At 58.8% G+C, this 17,882-nt stretch carries 19 protein-coding genes; 11 read left to right on the forward strand and 8 right to left on the reverse strand.

Features of this window, described 5'->3' with window-relative positions; genetic code table 11:
• Genes FH08_RS0122115 through FH08_RS0122125 form a run of 3 tightly spaced genes read left to right on the forward strand, consistent with a single transcriptional unit; the run spans position 1 to position 2,384 of the window.
• Positions 1 to 861 carry a carbohydrate ABC transporter permease gene (locus FH08_RS0122115; RefSeq protein WP_031360449.1) on the forward strand — a complete coding sequence of 287 codons (861 nt, stop codon included), beginning with the start codon at positions 1 to 3 and terminating at the stop codon, positions 859 to 861.
• A gap of 35 nt (positions 862 to 896) precedes the next feature.
• On the forward strand, positions 897 to 2,015 hold the full coding sequence (locus FH08_RS0122120) for a mandelate racemase/muconate lactonizing enzyme family protein (RefSeq protein WP_031360450.1): 1,119 nt from the start codon (positions 897 to 899) through the stop codon (positions 2,013 to 2,015).
• A 3-nt stretch (positions 2,016 to 2,018) separates the two neighbouring features.
• Positions 2,019 to 2,384 (forward strand): L-rhamnose mutarotase, encoded by a 366-nt coding sequence (locus FH08_RS0122125; RefSeq protein WP_235210454.1) that lies wholly within the window; start codon positions 2,019 to 2,021, stop codon positions 2,382 to 2,384.
• A 387-nt stretch (positions 2,385 to 2,771) separates the two neighbouring features.
• Here the strand turns inward: FH08_RS0122125 and FH08_RS0122135 are convergent, their stop codons facing one another.
• Together FH08_RS0122135 and FH08_RS0122140 are read right to left on the reverse strand one after the other, a co-directional pair.
• Positions 2,772 to 3,047, reverse strand: coding sequence for a hypothetical protein (locus tag FH08_RS0122135; RefSeq protein ID WP_031360452.1), 276 nt, complete (start codon positions 3,045 to 3,047; stop codon positions 2,772 to 2,774).
• Between the two features lie 180 nt (positions 3,048 to 3,227).
• Positions 3,228 to 4,091 (reverse strand): LysR substrate-binding domain-containing protein, encoded by an 864-nt coding sequence (locus FH08_RS0122140; protein ID WP_031360453.1) that lies wholly within the window; start codon positions 4,089 to 4,091, stop codon positions 3,228 to 3,230.
• A gap of 213 nt (positions 4,092 to 4,304) precedes the next feature.
• Here FH08_RS0122140 and FH08_RS0122145 point away from each other — a divergent pair, with 213 nt between their 5' ends.
• The 6 genes from FH08_RS0122145 to ggt are packed head-to-tail and all read left to right on the forward strand — an operon-like array spanning position 4,305 to position 11,484.
• A complete protein-coding gene (locus FH08_RS0122145; protein ID WP_051888445.1) occupies positions 4,305 to 5,354 on the forward strand; it encodes an ABC transporter ATP-binding protein in 1,050 nt (349 codons plus the stop codon).
• Positions 5,351 to 6,454 (forward strand): ABC transporter ATP-binding protein, encoded by a 1,104-nt coding sequence (locus FH08_RS0122150; RefSeq protein ID WP_031360455.1) that lies wholly within the window; start codon positions 5,351 to 5,353, stop codon positions 6,452 to 6,454. Before FH08_RS0122145 ends, FH08_RS0122150 begins: the two co-directional genes overlap by 4 nt.
• Positions 6,455 to 6,469: 15 nt before the next feature.
• The gene (locus tag FH08_RS0122155; RefSeq protein ID WP_031360456.1) at positions 6,470 to 7,978 is read left to right on the forward strand and encodes an ABC transporter substrate-binding protein; all 1,509 of its coding nucleotides are present in this window, start codon (positions 6,470 to 6,472) and stop codon (positions 7,976 to 7,978) included.
• 7 nt (positions 7,979 to 7,985) lie between these two features.
• Positions 7,986 to 8,930: an ABC transporter permease gene (locus tag FH08_RS0122160; protein WP_031360457.1), complete on the forward strand. Its 945-nt coding sequence runs from the start codon at positions 7,986 to 7,988 to the stop codon at positions 8,928 to 8,930.
• Positions 8,930 to 9,802 carry an ABC transporter permease gene (locus tag FH08_RS0122165; RefSeq protein WP_031360458.1) on the forward strand — a complete coding sequence of 291 codons (873 nt, stop codon included), beginning with the start codon at positions 8,930 to 8,932 and terminating at the stop codon, positions 9,800 to 9,802. Before FH08_RS0122160 ends, FH08_RS0122165 begins: the two co-directional genes overlap by 1 nt.
• A gap of 44 nt (positions 9,803 to 9,846) precedes the next feature.
• Complete coding sequence (gene ggt / locus FH08_RS0122170; protein WP_031360459.1) at positions 9,847 to 11,484, forward strand: gamma-glutamyltransferase; 1,638 nt, start codon at positions 9,847 to 9,849, stop codon at positions 11,482 to 11,484.
• A 422-nt stretch (positions 11,485 to 11,906) separates the two neighbouring features.
• On the opposite strand, the gene FH08_RS0122180 is transcribed toward ggt, so the two are convergent.
• Both FH08_RS0122180 and FH08_RS0122185 read right to left on the reverse strand, forming a co-directional pair.
• Complete coding sequence (locus tag FH08_RS0122180) at positions 11,907 to 12,536, reverse strand: hypothetical protein (protein ID WP_035566904.1); 630 nt, start codon at positions 12,534 to 12,536, stop codon at positions 11,907 to 11,909.
• Positions 12,533 to 13,546, reverse strand: a complete 1,014-nt coding sequence (locus tag FH08_RS0122185) for a DUF2515 family protein (protein ID WP_031360461.1) — start codon at positions 13,544 to 13,546, stop codon at positions 12,533 to 12,535. The genes FH08_RS0122180 and FH08_RS0122185 overlap by 4 nt, the downstream gene beginning before the upstream one ends.
• A gap of 450 nt (positions 13,547 to 13,996) precedes the next feature.
• On the opposite strand from FH08_RS0122185, the gene FH08_RS0122190 reads away from it, so the two are divergent.
• A complete protein-coding gene (locus tag FH08_RS0122190; RefSeq protein WP_031360462.1) occupies positions 13,997 to 14,287 on the forward strand; it encodes a hypothetical protein in 291 nt (96 codons plus the stop codon).
• Positions 14,288 to 14,380: 93 nt separating this feature from the next.
• On the opposite strand, the gene FH08_RS0122195 is transcribed toward FH08_RS0122190, so the two are convergent.
• Both FH08_RS0122195 and FH08_RS52980 read right to left on the reverse strand, forming a co-directional pair.
• Positions 14,381 to 15,613, reverse strand: coding sequence for a DUF2252 domain-containing protein (locus FH08_RS0122195; RefSeq protein WP_031360463.1), 1,233 nt, complete (start codon positions 15,611 to 15,613; stop codon positions 14,381 to 14,383).
• Positions 15,538 to 15,831, reverse strand: a complete 294-nt coding sequence (locus tag FH08_RS52980) for a hypothetical protein (RefSeq protein ID WP_200878780.1) — start codon at positions 15,829 to 15,831, stop codon at positions 15,538 to 15,540. Before FH08_RS52980 ends, FH08_RS0122195 begins: the two co-directional genes overlap by 76 nt.
• Between FH08_RS52980 and FH08_RS0122200 the strand changes: the two genes are divergently transcribed.
• Positions 15,809 to 16,201: a RidA family protein gene (locus FH08_RS0122200; protein WP_031360464.1), complete on the forward strand. Its 393-nt coding sequence runs from the start codon at positions 15,809 to 15,811 to the stop codon at positions 16,199 to 16,201. The two genes, FH08_RS52980 and FH08_RS0122200, sit on opposite strands and share 23 nt — an antisense overlap.
• A gap of 2 nt (positions 16,202 to 16,203) precedes the next feature.
• Here FH08_RS0122200 and FH08_RS0122205 read toward each other — a convergent pair whose 3' ends face one another.
• The gene (locus tag FH08_RS0122205; RefSeq protein ID WP_031360465.1) at positions 16,204 to 16,800 is read right to left on the reverse strand and encodes an alpha-ketoglutarate-dependent dioxygenase AlkB family protein; all 597 of its coding nucleotides are present in this window, start codon (positions 16,798 to 16,800) and stop codon (positions 16,204 to 16,206) included.
• 121 nt (positions 16,801 to 16,921) lie between these two features.
• The gene (locus FH08_RS0122210) at positions 16,922 to 17,878 is read right to left on the reverse strand and encodes an ABC transporter permease (protein WP_031360466.1); all 957 of its coding nucleotides are present in this window, start codon (positions 17,876 to 17,878) and stop codon (positions 16,922 to 16,924) included.
• Between the last annotated feature and the right edge of the window lie 4 nt (positions 17,879 to 17,882).

A 17,882-nucleotide genomic window follows, 5' to 3' on the forward strand; every position in this document is an offset into this window, starting at 1 on the left:
ATGAGCGATACGGCATTCAAGGGCGCATTCGTGCGCAAGTCGGCGGTTTGGTTCGGTGTGTTCATCGTGATGGCGATCATCTGCTTGCCGGGGCTTTGGGTCGTGCTCAACGCGTTCCGTTCGAACGTGGCGATTTTGTCGAATCAATCGCCGCTGGTCGGTTCAAGCTACACGCTCGATAACTTCAAGAGCATGTTCGGCTACGGGCAAATGGCGTCGCTGCCCATCAGCCAGTACTTCGTGAATTCGTTGATCATCTCTTGTGTGAGCACGGTCGCCGCGCTGGCAGTCGGCGTGCTTGGCGGCTATGCGTTCGCGCGTTTCGAGTTCAGGCATAAGCAGGTCATGTTCGTCGCGCTGATGCTCACGCGTGCGATTCCGGGTATTGCGTTGTCGTTGCCTATTTTCATGCTGTGGGCATGGACGGGTCTGCTCGATACGCGCATTGGCGTGATCCTCGTTTATCTCGCGATGAACGTACCGTTCACCGTATGGCTCATCGATGGTTTCTTTCGCGAGGTACCGATCGAGTTGTCGCAGGCCGCGCAGATCGATGGATGTAACCGCTGGCAGGCGTTCTGGCGCATCGAGTTGCCGCTCGCAAAAAGCGGGATAGCATCGGCGGGGATCTTTGCGTTTCTCACGAGCTGGAATGAATTCGCACTCGCCACGCAACTGTGCCGAAGCCCCGATACAAAGACGCTGCCCGTCGGGCTGATGGACTTCACCGCGCAGTTTTCGGTCGACTGGGCAGGCATGTGCGCGATGGCCGTGATCATCATCATTCCGGCGATCGTGCTGACGTTCATCGTGCAGAAACATCTGATCGCGGGCTTGACGCTCGGCGGCGTGAAAGGCTGAACACCGGCTGAACAAGCTTTAGAGGGAACTAAAAAATGACAACTATCGATACCGTCGACATCCGCCAGGTCGACCTTCAACCCAAGGTCAAACGCACGGATGCGATCCAGTCGTTCGTGGTGCAGGAGACCGTGCTGGTGACCCTCCGTTGCAGCGACGGCAGCGTAGGCACGGGTTATACGTACACCATCGGCACGGGCGGTTCTTCGATCGTCGCGTTGCTGCACGATCACTTGGCGCCGTTGCTGATTGGACGCGATCCCGCCGAGTATGAAGCCATCTGGCGTGACCTCTTTTTTCATACGCACGCAACGGCGGTGGGAGCGATCACGAGCCTGGCGCTCGCTGCAATCGATACCGCTCTTTGGGACCGCAACACGCGCGTGGCGAACCTGCCGTTGTGGGTCGCGGCGGGCGGATCGAAGCCGCGCACGCGCACGTATTCCACTGAAGGCGGGTGGTTGCATTTGTCGGAGGCAGAGCTCGTCGATCAAACCTTGCAGGCGCGCGATGCCGGTTTTCACGGCGCGAAGATCAAGGTCGGCCGGCCGCATCTGGCTGAAGATACGCGACGGCTTACCGCTGTACGCGACGCCATGGGCGATGACTTCGAGATCATGGTCGATGCCAACCAGGGCTTCACATTATCCGAAGCCATCCGCCGCGCGCATGCGTTTGAACCGTTGCGACTTGCTTGGCTGGAAGAGCCGATGCCCGCTGAAAATATCGCGGCGCATCAGCGGCTTTGCGCGGCGAGTTCGGTGCCGATCGCAGTGGGGGAATCGATGTATCACCCAGCGCAATTCGCCGAGTATCTGAAGGCGGATGCCTGCTCGATCGTTCAAGCCGATGTCGCGCGTGTAGGCGGAATCACGCCGTGGTTGAAAGTGGCGCATCTGGCTGAAACCATGAACGTATCCATCTGTCCGCACTTCCTGATGGAATTGCACGTGAGTTTGTGCGCGGCCGTGCCGAACGCGACGTGGCTCGAATACATTCCCCAGCTCGACGCGCTGACCGGCAAGCAGGTTCAGATCGAGCAGGGTTATGCGGTTGCGCCGATGGAACCGGGGATTGGTATCGACTGGGATTGGGATGCGATCCAGGCGACGCAGCGCACGCATGTTTGCGTCGACGCCCGCGCGGCGGCTTAAGCCATGAGCACGAACGTCATGCGCCATTGCTTGTCACTCGATCTGCGCGATGACCCTGACGTCATCGCGCAATATGACCGGTATCACGAGGCGGTCTGGCCTGAAGTGCTGGATGCGCTGCGAGCGTCAGGCATCATCGATATGACGATTTGGCGGCGCGATACACGCTTGGTGATGTTGATTGAGACTGAGCCTGACTTTAGCTTTGACAAACTCGTGGCAGGCGCTGATGTTCATCCGCGCGTGACCGAGTGGAATGCGTTGATGGCTAGCTTTCAATGTCCGCTGCCGGGTGCAACGAGCGCTGAGTGGCAACCGATGAAACTTGCGTTCAATATGCAGGCGCAGATGAAGGGCCACGAACGCTAAGCGCTCAAACCCGCTCGATCAGACAAGACGCACGATCACGGAAAAGAGCCACACCGCAATGCCGACGCCACCGACCAGGCAGACGGCCACCGCGCACAAACGCCAAAGGGTCTTCATTGGTCGTACCTAAAAAAGAAGGCCGCAAAAGCGGCCTTGAAGAGGGGGTACTACAGGGGGATCAATGAGACGGATCGTAAAGCGCGAGACTTAAGAGAACATTAAGCCGCGGTGAGCGAATCCTGATCATCCTGTCGAACGCCTTTCTCGCAATTTAAAAATGCCGATACCGGATGAGCTTACGCTCATCCGGTATCGCCATTTCGAGCTTCGTCGGCCTGACGACAAGAGCGGATGTTGACCGATCGCTCCCGTCAGTTGGCCGTGGAATTAGTTATGCGAGTACAGCGAGCGTTCGTTGCTCAGGCTAACGCGGCTGCCCGATTGTGATTGCGTGTCTTGCACGCCACCGTAGGACGTTGCGTTCGCGTTGGCTTGGGCTTGTTCAGCGGCAACCGTTTGAACGCTTTGGCCGCGTTGCGATGCCGGTGCACCGACGCTCGGGTTATACGACGGTGCCGGGCCGTAGCCGCTGCTGGCGAAAGCGGGGGCAGCCAAAGCTGCCGAAGCGGTGACCAACAATGCGGCGATAAGATTCTTGTTCATGATGTGCTCCGATTTGCATGAGTTGTAAGGGGCGTAGCGGCTTGCTTTTTCTGCTCACTGCGTCGATGAAATGCAGTGTATACCCTTACTATCGATTTATTGTGTCGATAGGATGCAATTGACTTTTCGGATTCTGCCAATAATGAGATGAAGATGCGCGCGCCTTCCCGGGGATGCGAGCTAGTCGTGAAGCGTCTCGATAATCGCCGCCGTGATCCCCGTGCGCCCGTACGAAGCCCGCTCAACCATTCCGACAGTCCGCAGGATTGCCGGCTGCGCAATCGAAATTAGCCGTAGCGACGGGTCCGTCTGCCATCCGGCCCTATGCAATTGCGGCAACACGGTCACGCCTACGTTTTTCCTCACCAGCGCCACAATCGTCTCGATGGAATTTAGCTCCAGATACTCGGTTACCTCCAGTCCGAGCGTCGTCAGCGCCTGATCGACAACCACGCCGGTTCGCACGCGCCGGTCGAAACGTAAAAATCCATGCGATGCCAGGATCCGGCGCGGGTCGGTATCGGTGATCTCGCGGCTCACGATCAGCATCAGCGGCTCGGTGTAGAGCGGCGTCCATTTGAGGGTGTCTGGCAAGGCCTGGTCGGGGCGGGCTACCACCGCCGCAATATCCACCTCTCCCTGCTCCACCATGACCGTCAACTCGTCCGAACGAGCAGACAGCAACCTCACATCCAGTCCGGGATGCGCTGTTTTCAGTCGCGCAACCCCCAACGACAGCGCTTGAATCACCGATACCACCGCGCCAATCGCCACGGGCCCCTGCATGGAGCCAGCCGGCGTAGCCTCCAGTTCATCAAGCAGATCCAGTATCTGCTCCACCTTCGGCCGAATCTCGTGCCCCTGCCGGCTCAGCGAAATCTGCCTTGCGCTGCGATCGAACAATTGCCGCCCCAGCGCTTGCTCCAGTCCGCGCATCTGCAAGCTGACCGCGGCCTGGGTGAGCGCGACCCTATCTGCCGCGGCGGCGAACGAGCCCGTCCGCGCGACCGCCCGGAACGTCTTCAGCATTCGAATAGTCGGCATGGCTAATTCAAGAAAAAGTTAAGTGTCAAAAAGAAAGTTTAATATTTCCTGATGCAATTGGGCCGACATAATTACTTCATGAAAGTTTTGGGGCGACGTGCGACAGGCGACGTCCGGCTGCCTTGTCGCTCACACCGGCCCATAGGCTCCGGTTAGCCGTCTGTATTCCCCCGCAGCGGAGTATTGAATTTGTCGACGTTAAGCAAGCTGCCCCTGAACCAGCCCAATCGCCAGCCTGATCGCCACGATCAGCTCAATCCGCCTGCCAGGCGTCCTGTACTCGAAGTCAGCGGTTTCTCGCTGAAATTTTCACGCGCCGCGCATGTGCCGAACCTCGTCGAGGACGTGTCGTTCTCCGTGAACGCGGGCGAAACGCTTTGTATCGTCGGGGAATCGGGGTGCGGGAAAAGCGTGACGTCGCTGGCGATGATGGGTTTGCTGCCCAGCCCGCCCGCTAATATCGTTGCGGGGAAGGCGATGTTTGACGGCCGCGATCTCTTCAAACTGAGCGAACGCGAACTCGCCGATATCCGCGGCAACCGGATGTCGATGATCTTCCAGGAGCCGATGACCTCCCTCAACCCCGCGTTCACCGTCGGGCATCAGATAGCGGAATGCGTGCAGCGGCATCGCGGTTTGAGTAGCGCGGCGGCGCGCAAGGACGCGTTGGACATGCTGCGCCTCGTGCGCATTCCTGCGCCGGAAACGCGGCTCGACGCGTATCCCCACGAGTTGTCCGGCGGCATGCGCCAGCGCGTGATGATCGCGATGGCGCTGGCCAATCGCCCGCAGTTGGTGATCGCCGATGAACCCACGACCGCCCTCGATGTCACCATTCAGGCGCAGGTTTTATTGCTCGTGCGCAGCCTGCAAGCCGAGACCGGTACGGCGATGGTGTTGATCACGCACGACCTCGGCGTGGTAGCCGAAGTGGCTGATTACGTCGCGGTGATGTATGCGGGGCGGATCGTGGAATATGGCTCGGTGGATGAAATCTTCGATGACCCGCAGCACCCGTACACCATCAGTTTGATGGGCGCGATTCCATCGGTGGGGAAACGCGAAGGCGCGCTCGCCACCATTCGCGGTTCCGTGCCGTCGCCGGAACAGATGCCTAAAGGTTGCAGGTTCGCGCCGCGTTGCCCGTTTGTGGAGCAGCGGTGCATAGACTCAGTGCCACCCGACAAGCAACTATATGGAACACATCGCGTGGCGTGCTGGGTTGCGCCGGTTGAACATGCTCTTGGCGGAGCGTTGGCATGAACCCGAACGCTCCCATTATTGAAGCGCAGGACCTGACCAAGCACTTCGGCGGGAACCGCAACCTCTTCACGCGCACGCCCACCGTCTACGCGGTGAACGGTGTCTCGTTCTCCGTGCAGAAGGGCGAGACGTTTGCGATTGTCGGGGAATCGGGTTGCGGCAAGTCGACGCTGGGACGCCTGCTGCTGCGTCTTATCGATAGCACCGAAGGCCGCGTGATTTACGAAGGCAAGGACATCACGCATCTTGGCACCGAGCCCATGCGTCGCCTGCGCCGCGAGATGCAGATCATCTTTCAGGACCCGTTTGCGTCGCTGAATCCGGGCATGACGGTGGGGCAGATCATTGGCGAGCCGATCGCGCTGCATGGTCTCGCGAAAGGGACTGCACTCCAGCATCGTGTAGCCGATTTGCTGCGCACGGTCGGGCTGCAACCCGGTTACGCCGAACGTTATCCGCATGAGTTTTCGGGCGGGCAACGGCAACGTATTGGCATCGCGCGGGCGTTGGCGGGCGAGCCCAAGCTGATAGTCGGCGATGAACCCGTCTCCGCGCTCGATGTCTCCGTGCAAGCCCAGGTGATCAACCTGCTCGAGTCGCTGAAGCAGGAGCTTGGCCTGACGCTGATCATGATCGCGCATGACCTCGCGGTGATCCGCCATATGAGCGATCGCGTAGCGGTGATGTACCTCGGTGAGATCGTGGAAATGGCGGATGTGAACGTGTTGTTCGACCAGCCGCTTCATCCCTATACGCAGGCGTTGCTGCAAGCGATTCCGGCAAGCAGTCCGCGTCAGCGTCGCAGCAAATCTTCGTTGACAGGCGATCTGCCGAGCCCGACCGCACCGCCTTCAGGATGCCGTTTTCATCCACGATGCCCGCATGCAAAAGCGCGCTGCGCCGACGAACAACCGGTCAGCGAAACGCTTGAGGGCGGTCACCGGGTCGCGTGTCATTTCTGGCGCGAGATACAGAACGCGGGCGGCGGTGCGCCGCTCGTTTCCATCGTCAGCCCGAAGCTTACCGAGCGGCTGGCGGTGTATCGGCAACGTCAGGCACTGGTCGACGGCGCTATCAAAGAACAATCGAACAAACAGTAAAACGGGGAAGTCCAGATGCGAAAGATTTTGTTGGCCGCGGCGCTCGCCGCTAGTGCAAGCACCAGCGCCGTGATGGCTCAGTCGAACTCGACCATCCGGATTGGTTTGCAGGACGACATTGGCACGCTCGACCCGGCGCGCAGCAGTCAGGTGGTCGATCGGATCGTGTTCAGTTCGCTCTGCAATTCGCTCGTGGATATTGGCCCGGATCTGAAGATTGTGCCCATGCTAGCGACCTCATGGAGCATGAGCGCCGACAACAAGACGCTCACGTTCAAGCTGCGCCACGGCGTGAAATTCCACGACGACGAGCCGTTCAACGCCGCCGCCGTGAAAGCTAATCTCGACCGCGCGCGTTCCATGCCCGCGAGCAATCGCAAGAGCGAACTGGCTTCCATCGATCACGTGGACGTAGTCGATGAATTTACCGTCGCGATCGTGTTGAAAGCGCCCGATGCCGCGCTGCTCGCCACGCTGACCGATCGCGCCGGCATGATGCTCGCACCGAAAACCCTGGCCGATGATTCCAGCGTCTCCACGCATCCGGTGTGCTCGGGTCCATACAAGTTCGTCGAGCGTGTGCAGAACGACCGCGTGGTGTTGGAGAAATTTGCGGGCTACTGGGACGCCGATAAATACCCGATCCAGAAAGTCATCTTCCAGCCAATTCCTGACAGCACCGTTCGTCTTGCGAACCTGCGCTCGGGTTCGCTCGACATGCTGGAACGTCTCGCGCCTTCCGACGTTGCATCGGTAAAAAGCGACAAGAACCTCAACTTCATTTCGATGAGCGGCCTGGGCTTCTACGACCTCACGTTCAACGTATCGAACGGTTCGCGTGCGCCGAAGGCCTTCAAGGATAAACGCGTGCGTCAGGCGTTCGAACTGGCCATTGACCGCGATGCGATTAACCAGGTGATCGGCGGCGGGATTTTCTCGCCCATCGGCCAGGCGATACCTTCTAACAGCCCGTACTTCGATGCATCGATCAAGACGACCAAACGCGATATCCCGAAGGCTAAAGCGTTGCTGAAGGCGGCGGGTTTCGAGCAGCTTAATGTGGAACTGACCTTTGGTAACAACACGGTATCGAACCAGATGGCGCAGATGCTGCAAGCCATGCTTTCCGAAGCCGGCATCAACCTGAAGCTGCGTCCGACCGATTACGCCGCTGCGCTGAATGCATCGACTAAAGGCGACTTCGAATTGCTGTATCTCGGCTGGTCGGGACGCACGGACCCGGATGGCAACCTGCATCAGTTCGTGACCTGCAAGGGCAACCTGAACTACGGACGTTATTGCAATCCCGATGTGGACAAGCTGCTCGACGATGCCCGCGTGAAAGCGACGGTCGCCGAGCGCAAGCCGATCTACGACGCCGCGCAAAAGATCCTCGCCGATGAAGACCCTATTGTGTATCTCTACGCACAGCCGTGGCCTTACGCGTTGTCGAAGAAAGTGCAGGGCTTCACGCCCTACCCGGACGGGTTGATCCGCCTGCGTGGCGTGAGCATCAAGGGGTAATCCGTTCATGCTGCGAATCATCGCCAACCGCGCGCTTGTAGCGATCCCGACACTCATCCTCGTGTCGATGATGATCTTCGGTCTGCAAAAAATGCTACCCGGCGATCCGGTCTTGGCGATGGCCGGCGAAGACCAGAACCCGCAGGTCATCGCTACATTGCGGCTGAAGTATCACCTCGATGAACCCGTGCCCGTGCAATACGCGCTGTGGGTAAAGGACATTCTTCATGGCGATCTGGGCGCGTCGCTGAGAACCGATGTGCCGGTGACCAAACTCATCGCGCAGAAGTTGCCGGTGACGTTGCAACTGGCCGTGATGGCGATGATCTTTGCGATCGGCATCGGCATGCCGCTCGGGGTTTTATCGGCGGCGAACAAGGGGAAAGCGCTTGATTACGGCGCTAATGTTCTCGCGCTGACCGGCATGTCAATACCGAACTTCTGGCTCGGGATCATCCTGATTTTTCTTGTATCGGTGAAATGGCAGTTGTTGCCTTCGTCCGGATACGTGTCGCCGACCGAGGACTTCTGGTTGAGCATCAAGACCATGCTGATGCCCGCGTTTGTGTTGGGCGCGGCGCTCGGTGCGCAGTTGATGCGGCATACGCGTAGCGCGATGCTAAGCGTTCTGCGCAGCGACTACATTCGGACGGCGCGCGCTAAAGGGTTGTTACGCGGCACGGTGGTGGTCAAGCACGGCTTTCACAATGCACTGATTCCGATCGTTACTGTGCTCGCGCTGCTGTTCGGCGAGCTGCTTGCCGGCGCTGTGTTAACGGAGCAAGTGTTCACCATTCCGGGCTTCGGCAAGCTGGTCGTCGACGCGGTTTTCAATCGCGACTACGCCGTCGTTCAAGGCGTCGTGCTGGTCACGGCGGTAGGATTTATCGTGGTGAATCTGTTCGCCGATGTCTTATACGTCCTGCTGAATCCGCGGCTGAGGAAAAGCTGATGGCGACTATTGTGGAAGTGGAAACAGCCGCTCTGCCGCGCAAACGCAATCGCGCGTTAGGTCGCTTTATGCGCAATCGTGCGGCCGTGGCTGGCGCGGTAATAGTGCTGCTGGTGATTCTTGTGGCTATCTTCGCACCGTGGCTTTCGCCCTACGATCCGATTCAGGCGAGCTTCATGACAGTGCGGCATGCGCCATCGGCTAGTCACTGGTTCGGAACCGATGAACTCGGTCGCGACGTCTTCACGCGCTTGCTCTGGGGCGCCCGCGCTTCGTTGCTGGCGGGTGTGGTGTCGGTGGGGATTGCGGTGGTCATTGGCGTGCCGCTGGGGCTATTGGCAGGCTACTTCGGCAAGCTGGTCGATGGCGTGATCTCGCGCTTCACCGATGCCTTGCTCTCCATCCCGTTCCTGATCCTCGCGATTGCACTTGCTGCGTTCCTCGGACCGAGCCTCACCAACGCGATGATCGCTATCGGTGTCTCGGCCATGCCGCGCTTCGTGCGCCTGACTCGTGGTCAGGCGATCAGCGTCAAAGCCGAGGATTATGTGGAAGGTGCGCGCGCGATCGGGCTCGGCCATTTCCGTATCATCGTCCGCTATATTTTCCCCAATGTGCTGCCGCCCATCATCGTGCAGGCGAGCCTCACGGTCGCCATGGCGATAATCGCCGAAGCCAGCCTGTCGTTCCTCGGCCTCGGGCAATTGCCGCCGGCGCCATCGTGGGGATCGATGCTGAACACCGCGAAGGACTTCGTCAGCCAGGCGCCATGGATGTCGATCTTCCCGGGCATCGCGATCTTCCTGGCCGTGCTCGGCTTCAACCTGCTCGGCGATGGACTGCGCGACGCGCTCGATCCGCGCGAGCTTTGACGTGTGCCCCAACAACTTTCATCAATCAAAGAGACGAGTTTTCCATGACCCGCTTCAACTGGCAGAACCCCTATCCCACACCGCGCTTGCCCGTGTTCGCGCGCAATATTGTTTCGACGTCGCATCCCCTCGCCGCGCAAGCCGGCTTGCGGATGTTATGGAAGGGCGGTAACGCCGTCGATGCGGCTATCGCGGCCGCGGCAGCCATCACGCTGGTCGAGCCCGTGTCGTGCGGACTTGGCGGTGATGCGTTCGCGCTCGTCTGGGACGGCGCCAAGCTGCATGGCTTGAACGCATCGGGCGTGTCACCGGCCGCGTGGAACGTCGATTACTTCAAGAACAAATACGGTGAGCAAAACGGCCTGGCGAACCAGCCGAAGCGGGGCTGGGACGCGGTCACCGTGCCCGGCGTGATCGCGGGATGGGAAGCGTTGCACGCAAAGTTCGGTTCGCTGCCATTCGGCGACCTGATGGAGCCAGCCATTGAAATTGCCGAGCGCGGTCATGCAGTGGCGAGCATCGTTGCATACAAATGGGTGGCGGCTATCCCCGAGTTAAAAGACCAGCCCGGTTTCGCCGATACCTTCATGCCGCGCGGCCGCGCGCCCGAGATCAGCGAGTTGATGCGTTATCCCGGTCACGCGAAGACATTGCGCGCGCTTGCCGAACACGGACCGCGCGCGTACTACGAAGGCGAGATCGCCGAGAAGATCGCGGCGTTTGCAAAGCAGGGCGGCGGCGCGATGACCGCTGCCGATCTGCGTAACTACAAGGCCGACTGGGTCGAGCCGATCTCGAAGGATTATCGCGGGCATACAGTCCATGAGATTCCGCCGAACGGGCAGGGCATTGCTGCGTTGATCGCGCTCGGCATTCTCGATAAATTCGATGTGAAGTCGCTGAGCGTCGACAAAATCGAGTCACAGCATTTGCAGATCGAAGCCATGAAGCTCGCTTTCGCCGATGTCTATCAGTACGTCGCCGATCCGCGTTCCATGGACGTCACGCCCGAGCAGATGCTCGACGACGCGTATCTCACCGAGCGCGCCAAGCTCATCGATCCGAACAAAGCGAAGCACTTCGACTTCGGCATGCCGCCGGCGGGCGGGACCATCTATATGTCGGTGGCTGACGAGCGCGGCATGATGGTGAGTTTCATCCAGTCGAACTACATGGGTTTTGGCTCAGGCGTGGTCGTGCCCGATTCGGGTATCGCGATGCAGAACCGCGGTTTTGGTTTCTCGATGGACCCGAAATCAGCGAACGTGGTGGAAGGCGGCAAGCGTCCGTTCCACACGATTATCCCGGCGTTCCTGACGCAGAATGTGAACGGCACGCAGGAAGCAGTGATGAGCTTTGGCGTGATGGGCGGCGACATGCAGCCGCAAGGCCATCTGCAATCCATCGTGCGGATGCTTGATTACGGACAACAACCGCAAGCCGCTTGCGATGCGCCGCGCTGGAAGGTGAATCGTGACTTCACCATCGATGTCGAATCTACGCTTGATCGTGAAACGGTAAAGGCGCTTCAGGCGATGGGCCACACGATCAAGTCCGTCGACGATCCGTATATGGACTTCGGCTCAGGCCAGTACATCTGGAAACTGGACCGCAACGATCCCGAGCGTGGGTATGTGGCGGCAAGCGATAGTCGCCGTGATGGGCTGGCCGCGGGGTTTTAAGTTTTGTCTCGGCAGTATCGGCTCGTCGTGTCTGCACTTGGCCACGCAACCAGAAACCAAGCCAAGTGCGCGGCAAGAGAATAACTTTTCATTTGGCAGTCAGCCGAACACAGGCGGTCCAAGGTCCAGCGTGATCATGTACCGCTCGTCGTTCGGACGGTTCCCGTTGAACGCACCGGCGAATGTCGAGAACGACTTCAAACTTGTTGTCGGCTCTGCAATAGGTCATCGGATCTGTCACGGATTTGAGTTTGGATGGCGGGTGTATCCCTGATGGGTGGATTTTCAGCTGTCAGGGTGGAGCGCCCACGCGAACTGGCTTGCTCGCATTAGCGAGGCTAAACAGCGACGGCCGCTCGGAAGTACGGGCGAATCACGTCTGCAACCAGTCAAGTTTGCTCGAGCGAGCAGGCGGCGCTGCGTCAACCACCGTTTTGCTCCGTCATTAAAGGTGGCCCACTTAGCTGTAACGTGATTAGGTATCGCTCGTCATTAGCCGGATTCGCGTGTTTGAAGCGACGAACATCGAGAGAGACCTGATATTTGTCGCCAGCCTGCCAGAAAGTCTGTGGATCGGCCCCGGCGCGTATCTCTGCGCGCATGGTTGACGTATCCGTTATAGGCGGGTGGTCAGCAGTCAGAACCGGTCGCCAGTGTGCGCGCCGGAGTTGGTCTTGCAAAGCGACTGCCGTCGCTATAGCTTCGTCAAGCGGCAGTGTCTCAACTTGGGGTGATAGCGTTAGCTGCGTGACGTTGCCGTCTTGATCGGCGTATAGGCTTAAGAGTTTTGCAGCCGGTGTCACAAACCCGTATTGCGGGTCACTGAACAGAAGGACGGCTGGGCGCCGGACATAGAGGTTAATCCTGTTGTCACCGGTAAGTAACGGCAGCGTCGATCGGGATTGCTGACGTATCTGCGAATAAGATTCGCCAATCGTCAACACCACTTCGTCGGCCGGCTTCGCTTTCACATAGATTTCCCACACAAGAGCAAATCCAAGGAGCAGACCGGCAACTTGCCAGCGCCATTTCTTAGTTCGAGCTTCGGTCATCGTCCACCACCTCCAGCAAGCAAGAACAGAGAGTTCTCGACGGAATGGCGTTCGATTGGATGGTGCAACAATTCGTTAAACCGGTTTGCTGCGCGCAGGACAAACGCCATTCGTTGATCAGGATCGGCAAGATTCGCTAGGGGCTCCTTGCTGAATATCTCGTATTTCGCGTTGGCACCCGTGACCGTGCATTGATTGGCGAGCGTCAACTGGATTTCCCGCGCCGATCCGGTTGGGATGTTTAGCGCCCACGCGAACTGATTTGCTCGCATTAACGTGGTAAAACCTGGATCGTTGTACATAGCAGGTTGCAGGATATTGAGTTGTTCGTGGCGAGCCAGTTGCGCGACTCCCTCAGTAAGATTGCCGGAATCAATTGCACTGAACCCGCGTCGGATCTCATCCTTTACTGTACCGAACGGAACCCGATCAGCTATTGGCCACACGACCGCCCCACTCAATAGCGCTCGCTCCGGTAGACAGCGCTCAAACCTCTGCAACCCAAATTCCTTATAAAACATGTGCAGCGGCCATATATCGAGAAACAACGCGACGTTACCCTTCGCCAGCATCTCATAGACCTTTCGTGCGCCTTCGCCGGACGCCTGATCGGGCACCGGCATACGCGGCGAGGCATAAGGCGACAGGCGTTCAAGCGGCGAACTGGTTTTGTCCCATTGCTGGTAGGCATCCCGCTGTCGGTTGGACTTATCGATCATCTCTGCGGCGTTGAGCAGGCCGCAGCCAACCTGTTTGGATGCAAATGCAGCAAGCCCGGCCCATTGGAACCGATGATCGTCCAGCCACAATTGCGCATAAGCAGCATTGATGCGCCGGTTTCGCACGATCGGATCGTCGACGGATACGATAGCCTCAGCCTTCTTCTGGTAGACGCGCCAGCAATTGAAGCAGTCTTGCTTGTCGTCTTCTGCCCGTTTCTTCGCGGCCGCCTCTTCTTCTTTCCAGTTCGGGTAACAAATTGGACACCTGTGGTCATCGCACTTTTTCATGCAACCTGCTTGTCGTGATTGATTTCGTTTTATCGCGCATCGTGATCATCGTTTGCGACGCGTGCCCACATATACGCTCAGCCGCGAAGAACATTGAGCGGCCGCTCTCAGTGAGGGGCAAACCTAGCAGATTGCTGGACGTTCATGTTATTGGGATAGGCGTTGCTCTCTTCCGAGAGAAGGATCGGCCCGTTGCGGGCATCGCGGGGGCGAACTTCTATGGTTGATTGGTCCCGCCGCTGTTCTGTCTCTAAGCTGGACCGCAACGATCCTGAGCGTGGCTATGTGGCGGCAAGCGATAGTCGCCGTGATGGACTGGCTGCGGGGTTCTAGGAAAGAGATACGCTCGGTTACGTTTATCGCATTCCGGTAGCACCTGTATCAAACCGCTCTCCCTACACTCGGTTACGTAAACAACACGTTTGCACACCATGTGCACGGAGAGATGCAATGAACAAGAAGATCCTGGGTGCGGTACTGGGCTTGAGCGCGCTGTTGGTATCGGCGGCAGCGTCCGCTCATGTGGATGTCGCCGTGGGGATCGGCGTACCGGGTTATTACGCGCCAGCGCCGGTGTATGTCGCACCGCCCCCGCCGGTTGTCGTGGGGTATGGATACGGCGGTTACGGCGGTTATCGCGACGAAGGATGGCGCGAACGCGAATGGCGTCGCCGCGAATGGCATCATGAACAATGGCGTGACCATCATGGGTACGGCGACCGCCGCGGTTACCGCGATTGAGCCTGGAAACGCCAGATATAGCGCACAAAGAAGGGCCGTTTCCAATTGACGTTGGAAACGGCCCTTCTCGTTAGTCGGTGAACGCAAGCTCAATTATGAAGCCGAACCCAACGCATACCGCCTGCAATGTTCGAGATAACCCGCTTCGTGACTGCTCACCAATTCCACGATACTTTTCCACAGCCAAGACGGCGCATCGAGCGACTTCGACTTAGCGCGGCGTAACTCCGATAACCACGCGCGCCGCTGTGTTGCGTCCATCTGCCGGGCGTGCGCTTTGCCGACGACCATCGCCAGAAAGCTTGCCGCCTTCACCGCTTCATCCTGCGTCAATTGCTCGACCGTCAACTTCATGTCCTGCGGCAACAACTCGCGAATCACCACCGACCGGTCGTTCAAACGCGCCGAGCGCATCCGCTCTCCGAGCCACGGCGTCAGATGCCGCGCGCCTTCCACGATCCGTTCGGCGTTATCGCGTGGCATGCGCTTCGTCACGTCCGCATCCGTGTAACGCGGCGCGGCTGCCTTCACGCCTTCCTTGATATCGATCAGGCAAAGATCGTCGCCTTCTATCGCACCGCCGTCGATGTCCAGCAACACCGCATATCGCAACCGACCGAGCGAGCTGCAACCTTTCACCCAATAGGCGGCATCGATTACGGTGACGCTTTCTTCGTCGGCATTCTTGCGCAAAGTGGTAGCAATATCGGCAATCTCGCGCTGCTTGAACAGCGCTTTGATTTCGGCGCGCTCGGTCTTGTCGAGTGGCCAGAAACGCTTGCCGAGGGGAATGCACGGTTCAATGTCTTCGATGCGTTCGATCGCCAGTTGCTGCCACGTGCGGCGCACCGCTTCCTTCATCATCACCCGTACCTCTTCGGGCTTCGTGTCCTTGACGGAGCGATGGCTGGAACGATCGAAGGCATGTTCGTAGCCTTGCGCTACGGCTTCCATCATGCGTGCTGTCGTGACGCCCGGCAGGTCGGAACCGCGTGCGGCCGTTGCCAGCGATAACCCCAGCCGGATGATGTCGTGCGCCGGGTTGCCGATCACGGTCTGGTCGAGATCGCGGATCTGGATCTCCACGCGGCCGTCGGCGTTGGCAATGGGTCCCAGGTTGCCGGTATGGCAATCGCCGCAGATCCAGATGGCTGGGCCTTCCGGCAGCGAGTGCCCTTCGATGCCGTCGAGCCATTCATAGAACTTGGTCGTGCTGCCGCGCACGTAGGCGTGCGCGGATTCGGCCATTTTCATGTTGCGGCGCTCAAGTAGAAGCGCTTGACGATCATTGGGGTTGGGTAATTTGAATTTCTTTTTCTTTGGCATGGGATCGTCCTGTGGTGCTCAATTTGAGCAAGACGCATGCCGCTGTAATGTAATGAAAATGAAGGGTTTTTTGCCGACGCATGCTTGGCGCTGCTTTGATCGTGCTGCAAAGCGGTCGAGCGTTGTGAGCATCTGGTCAGGCGACCGGATTTTTGATCCGGTACGGTAACGGCCTGCACTTTCCAAGGAGACACAATGACGCTGCCCACCTTTTCCATGGTCGATACCGCGCCCACGCCGGTCGGTCCTTTTTCTCACGCGGCTGAAGCGGATGGTTGGGTGTTCCTCACAGGACAAATGCCAACCGATCCCGCCGATGACTCCCAGCCCTTGCCTGAAGGTGTGCAAGCGCAGACGCGTCGCGTGATGGATAACCTGATTCTTGTGCTGGAAGGGATTGGGTTGTCGCTGGATAACGTGGTCAGCGCGCGGATTTTCCTGACCGAATTCAAACGCGATTACGCCGCGATGAACGACGTTTATAAGAGCTACTTTCTGCCTAAGCCGTTGCCGGCGAGGACGTGTATCGGCGTGACAGGGTTGGCGCGCGATGCGCTTGTCGAGATCGATTTCATCGCCAGGCGATGAGTTTATTTACGCGCCGATGAGTCCACGTATCGGAAGGTCAGGTTGATCCGTTCGCCGCGGGCTTCGGGTTCCTTCGGCACTCTATGCGCCCAGTCGAGTTGAGTGCGTCCTTGCATGATGAGCAAGCTGCCATGCGTGAGTTGAAGCGTATGCGTTTGTCGCGTCTTCGTATGCCGGAAATCGAAGGTCCGCGTCGTGCCCAGACTCACCGACGCGATCACCGGTTGTGGCCCGAGTTCAGGCTCCTTGTCGGCATGCCAGCCCATGCTGTCCATGCCCGTGCGATAGCGGTTGATCAGCACGCTGTTGAAAGGAGTTTGGGATGCCGCTTCGGCTTGAGCCTTCAACGCCAGCACCGTCGGCGTCCACGGTTTCGGAATGTTGCGAATGCCGGAGTACACGTACTCCGCGCCGGGGTCTCCTTGCCACGCGGTCAAGCGCGGGAAGGGGATCTTGCCGGCGGGTGTGTTCATCGAGTCCTGCTGCCAGGTGATTTCATCGAGTAAAGCTGCCAGCGTATCCGACGCCGTCGGCTGGTCCAGCCAGTCCGGCAACCATACGATGTCAGGCTTGGGGATGTCGTCGAAGAGGTCGAACATGGCGGTGGTTTCGCCTTCGGGCTGTCTGCTGGGTCGGTGTTAGTAACTTAGCAGATTCTCTTTCCGGTAACTTGCGCACTCATTTTTTATGAGCCGCCACGTTGCGCGGCGGCTTGCCATCTCAATGAGCCAGCTTCGTCACCGTCACCCGCTTCTTCAGTACGCGCGCTTGCAGCACGATCACCAGCAACAAGAACACGCCGCGTATCACCGATTGCCAATACGCCGACAGGCTGATAAAGCCCAGTCCATTCTCGAAGTTCAGCAGGTTGAACACCAAACCCAGCAGCGCGACGCCGGCAATCGTCATCGCGATTGATCCTTGTCCGCCGGTCAATAACGTCCCGCCCAACACCACCGCCGATATCGCAAATAACTCCCAGCCAACGCCTTCGTTCGGCTGCCCAGCGCCGAATTGAGCCGCCAGGATCGCACCCGCAATGCCGGCCAGCAAACCGCTCAACGCGTAGACCGCGACCAGCGTCCGGTCTACATTCAAGCCCATCAAACGTGAGGCTTCTTCACTACCGCCTATTGCGAGCGCATGTCGTCCGAAGCGTGTGCTTCTCAATGCTAGCCAGCCCAAAACAGCTGCCACAGCCGCCACGATTCCCGGAATAGGCAGACCGAATAAATCGCCTTGTCCAAAGTTGCCGAAACTGGAGGTGGGTGCAATCGATACGGCGTCGTTATGGCCCAGCAACAACGCCAGGCCATGCGCCCCCAAGCTGGTTGCCAACGTCACGATAAACGGCAGGATCCGCATATGCGTGATGACGAGGCCATTCAACACGCCTATTGCGAGTCCCGCGCCTGCGCCCGCGAGCACTGCGACCAGACCGCCGTGCGGGCTCGCCAGCGCGGCCACCACGCTCGCCAGCGCCGCCACCGTTCCCACGGACAGGTCTATCCCACCCGTGATGATCACAAACGCCATGCCCACCGATATCAACGCGAACATCGAGTTGTATCGCCAGAAGGAGTTGATGTTGTAGGCCGATGCGAAGTGGTCGTATCGAAGCACGCCGAGTACGAGTAACGCTGCTAGCGCCAACAGGATGGGAAGGTTCTTTTTCATGTTG

Source organism: Caballeronia sordidicola, assembly GCF_000729995.1.
In the GTDB taxonomy this organism is placed as follows: domain Bacteria; phylum Pseudomonadota; class Gammaproteobacteria; order Burkholderiales; family Burkholderiaceae; genus Caballeronia; species Caballeronia sordidicola_A.

Coding starts and splice junctions, on each gene's coding strand:
- FH08_RS0122200 (WP_031360464.1), top strand. CDS start 15,809: ATGACGCTGCCCACCTTTTCCATGGTCGATACCGCGCCCACGCCGGTC.
- FH08_RS0122155 (WP_031360456.1), top strand. CDS start 6,470: ATGCGAAAGATTTTGTTGGCCGCGGCGCTCGCCGCTAGTGCAAGCACC.
- FH08_RS0122180 (WP_035566904.1), bottom strand. CDS start 12,536: ATGACCGAAGCTCGAACTAAGAAATGGCGCTGGCAAGTTGCCGGTCTG.
- FH08_RS0122115 (WP_031360449.1), top strand. CDS start 1: ATGAGCGATACGGCATTCAAGGGCGCATTCGTGCGCAAGTCGGCGGTT.
- FH08_RS0122210 (WP_031360466.1), bottom strand. CDS start 17,878: ATGAAAAAGAACCTTCCCATCCTGTTGGCGCTAGCAGCGTTACTCGTA.
- FH08_RS52980 (WP_200878780.1), bottom strand. CDS start 15,831: ATGGAAAAGGTGGGCAGCGTCATTGTGTCTCCTTGGAAAGTGCAGGCC.
- FH08_RS0122140 (WP_031360453.1), bottom strand. CDS start 4,091: ATGCCGACTATTCGAATGCTGAAGACGTTCCGGGCGGTCGCGCGGACG.
- FH08_RS0122120 (WP_031360450.1), top strand. CDS start 897: ATGACAACTATCGATACCGTCGACATCCGCCAGGTCGACCTTCAACCC.
- FH08_RS0122185 (WP_031360461.1), bottom strand. CDS start 13,546: ATGAAAAAGTGCGATGACCACAGGTGTCCAATTTGTTACCCGAACTGG.
- FH08_RS0122160 (WP_031360457.1), top strand. CDS start 7,986: ATGCTGCGAATCATCGCCAACCGCGCGCTTGTAGCGATCCCGACACTC.
- ggt (WP_031360459.1), top strand. CDS start 9,847: ATGACCCGCTTCAACTGGCAGAACCCCTATCCCACACCGCGCTTGCCC.
- FH08_RS0122165 (WP_031360458.1), top strand. CDS start 8,930: ATGGCGACTATTGTGGAAGTGGAAACAGCCGCTCTGCCGCGCAAACGC.
- FH08_RS0122125 (WP_235210454.1), top strand. CDS start 2,019: ATGAGCACGAACGTCATGCGCCATTGCTTGTCACTCGATCTGCGCGAT.
- FH08_RS0122135 (WP_031360452.1), bottom strand. CDS start 3,047: ATGAACAAGAATCTTATCGCCGCATTGTTGGTCACCGCTTCGGCAGCT.
- FH08_RS0122190 (WP_031360462.1), top strand. CDS start 13,997: ATGAACAAGAAGATCCTGGGTGCGGTACTGGGCTTGAGCGCGCTGTTG.
- FH08_RS0122150 (WP_031360455.1), top strand. CDS start 5,351: ATGAACCCGAACGCTCCCATTATTGAAGCGCAGGACCTGACCAAGCAC.
- FH08_RS0122195 (WP_031360463.1), bottom strand. CDS start 15,613: ATGCCAAAGAAAAAGAAATTCAAATTACCCAACCCCAATGATCGTCAA.
- FH08_RS0122205 (WP_031360465.1), bottom strand. CDS start 16,800: ATGTTCGACCTCTTCGACGACATCCCCAAGCCTGACATCGTATGGTTG.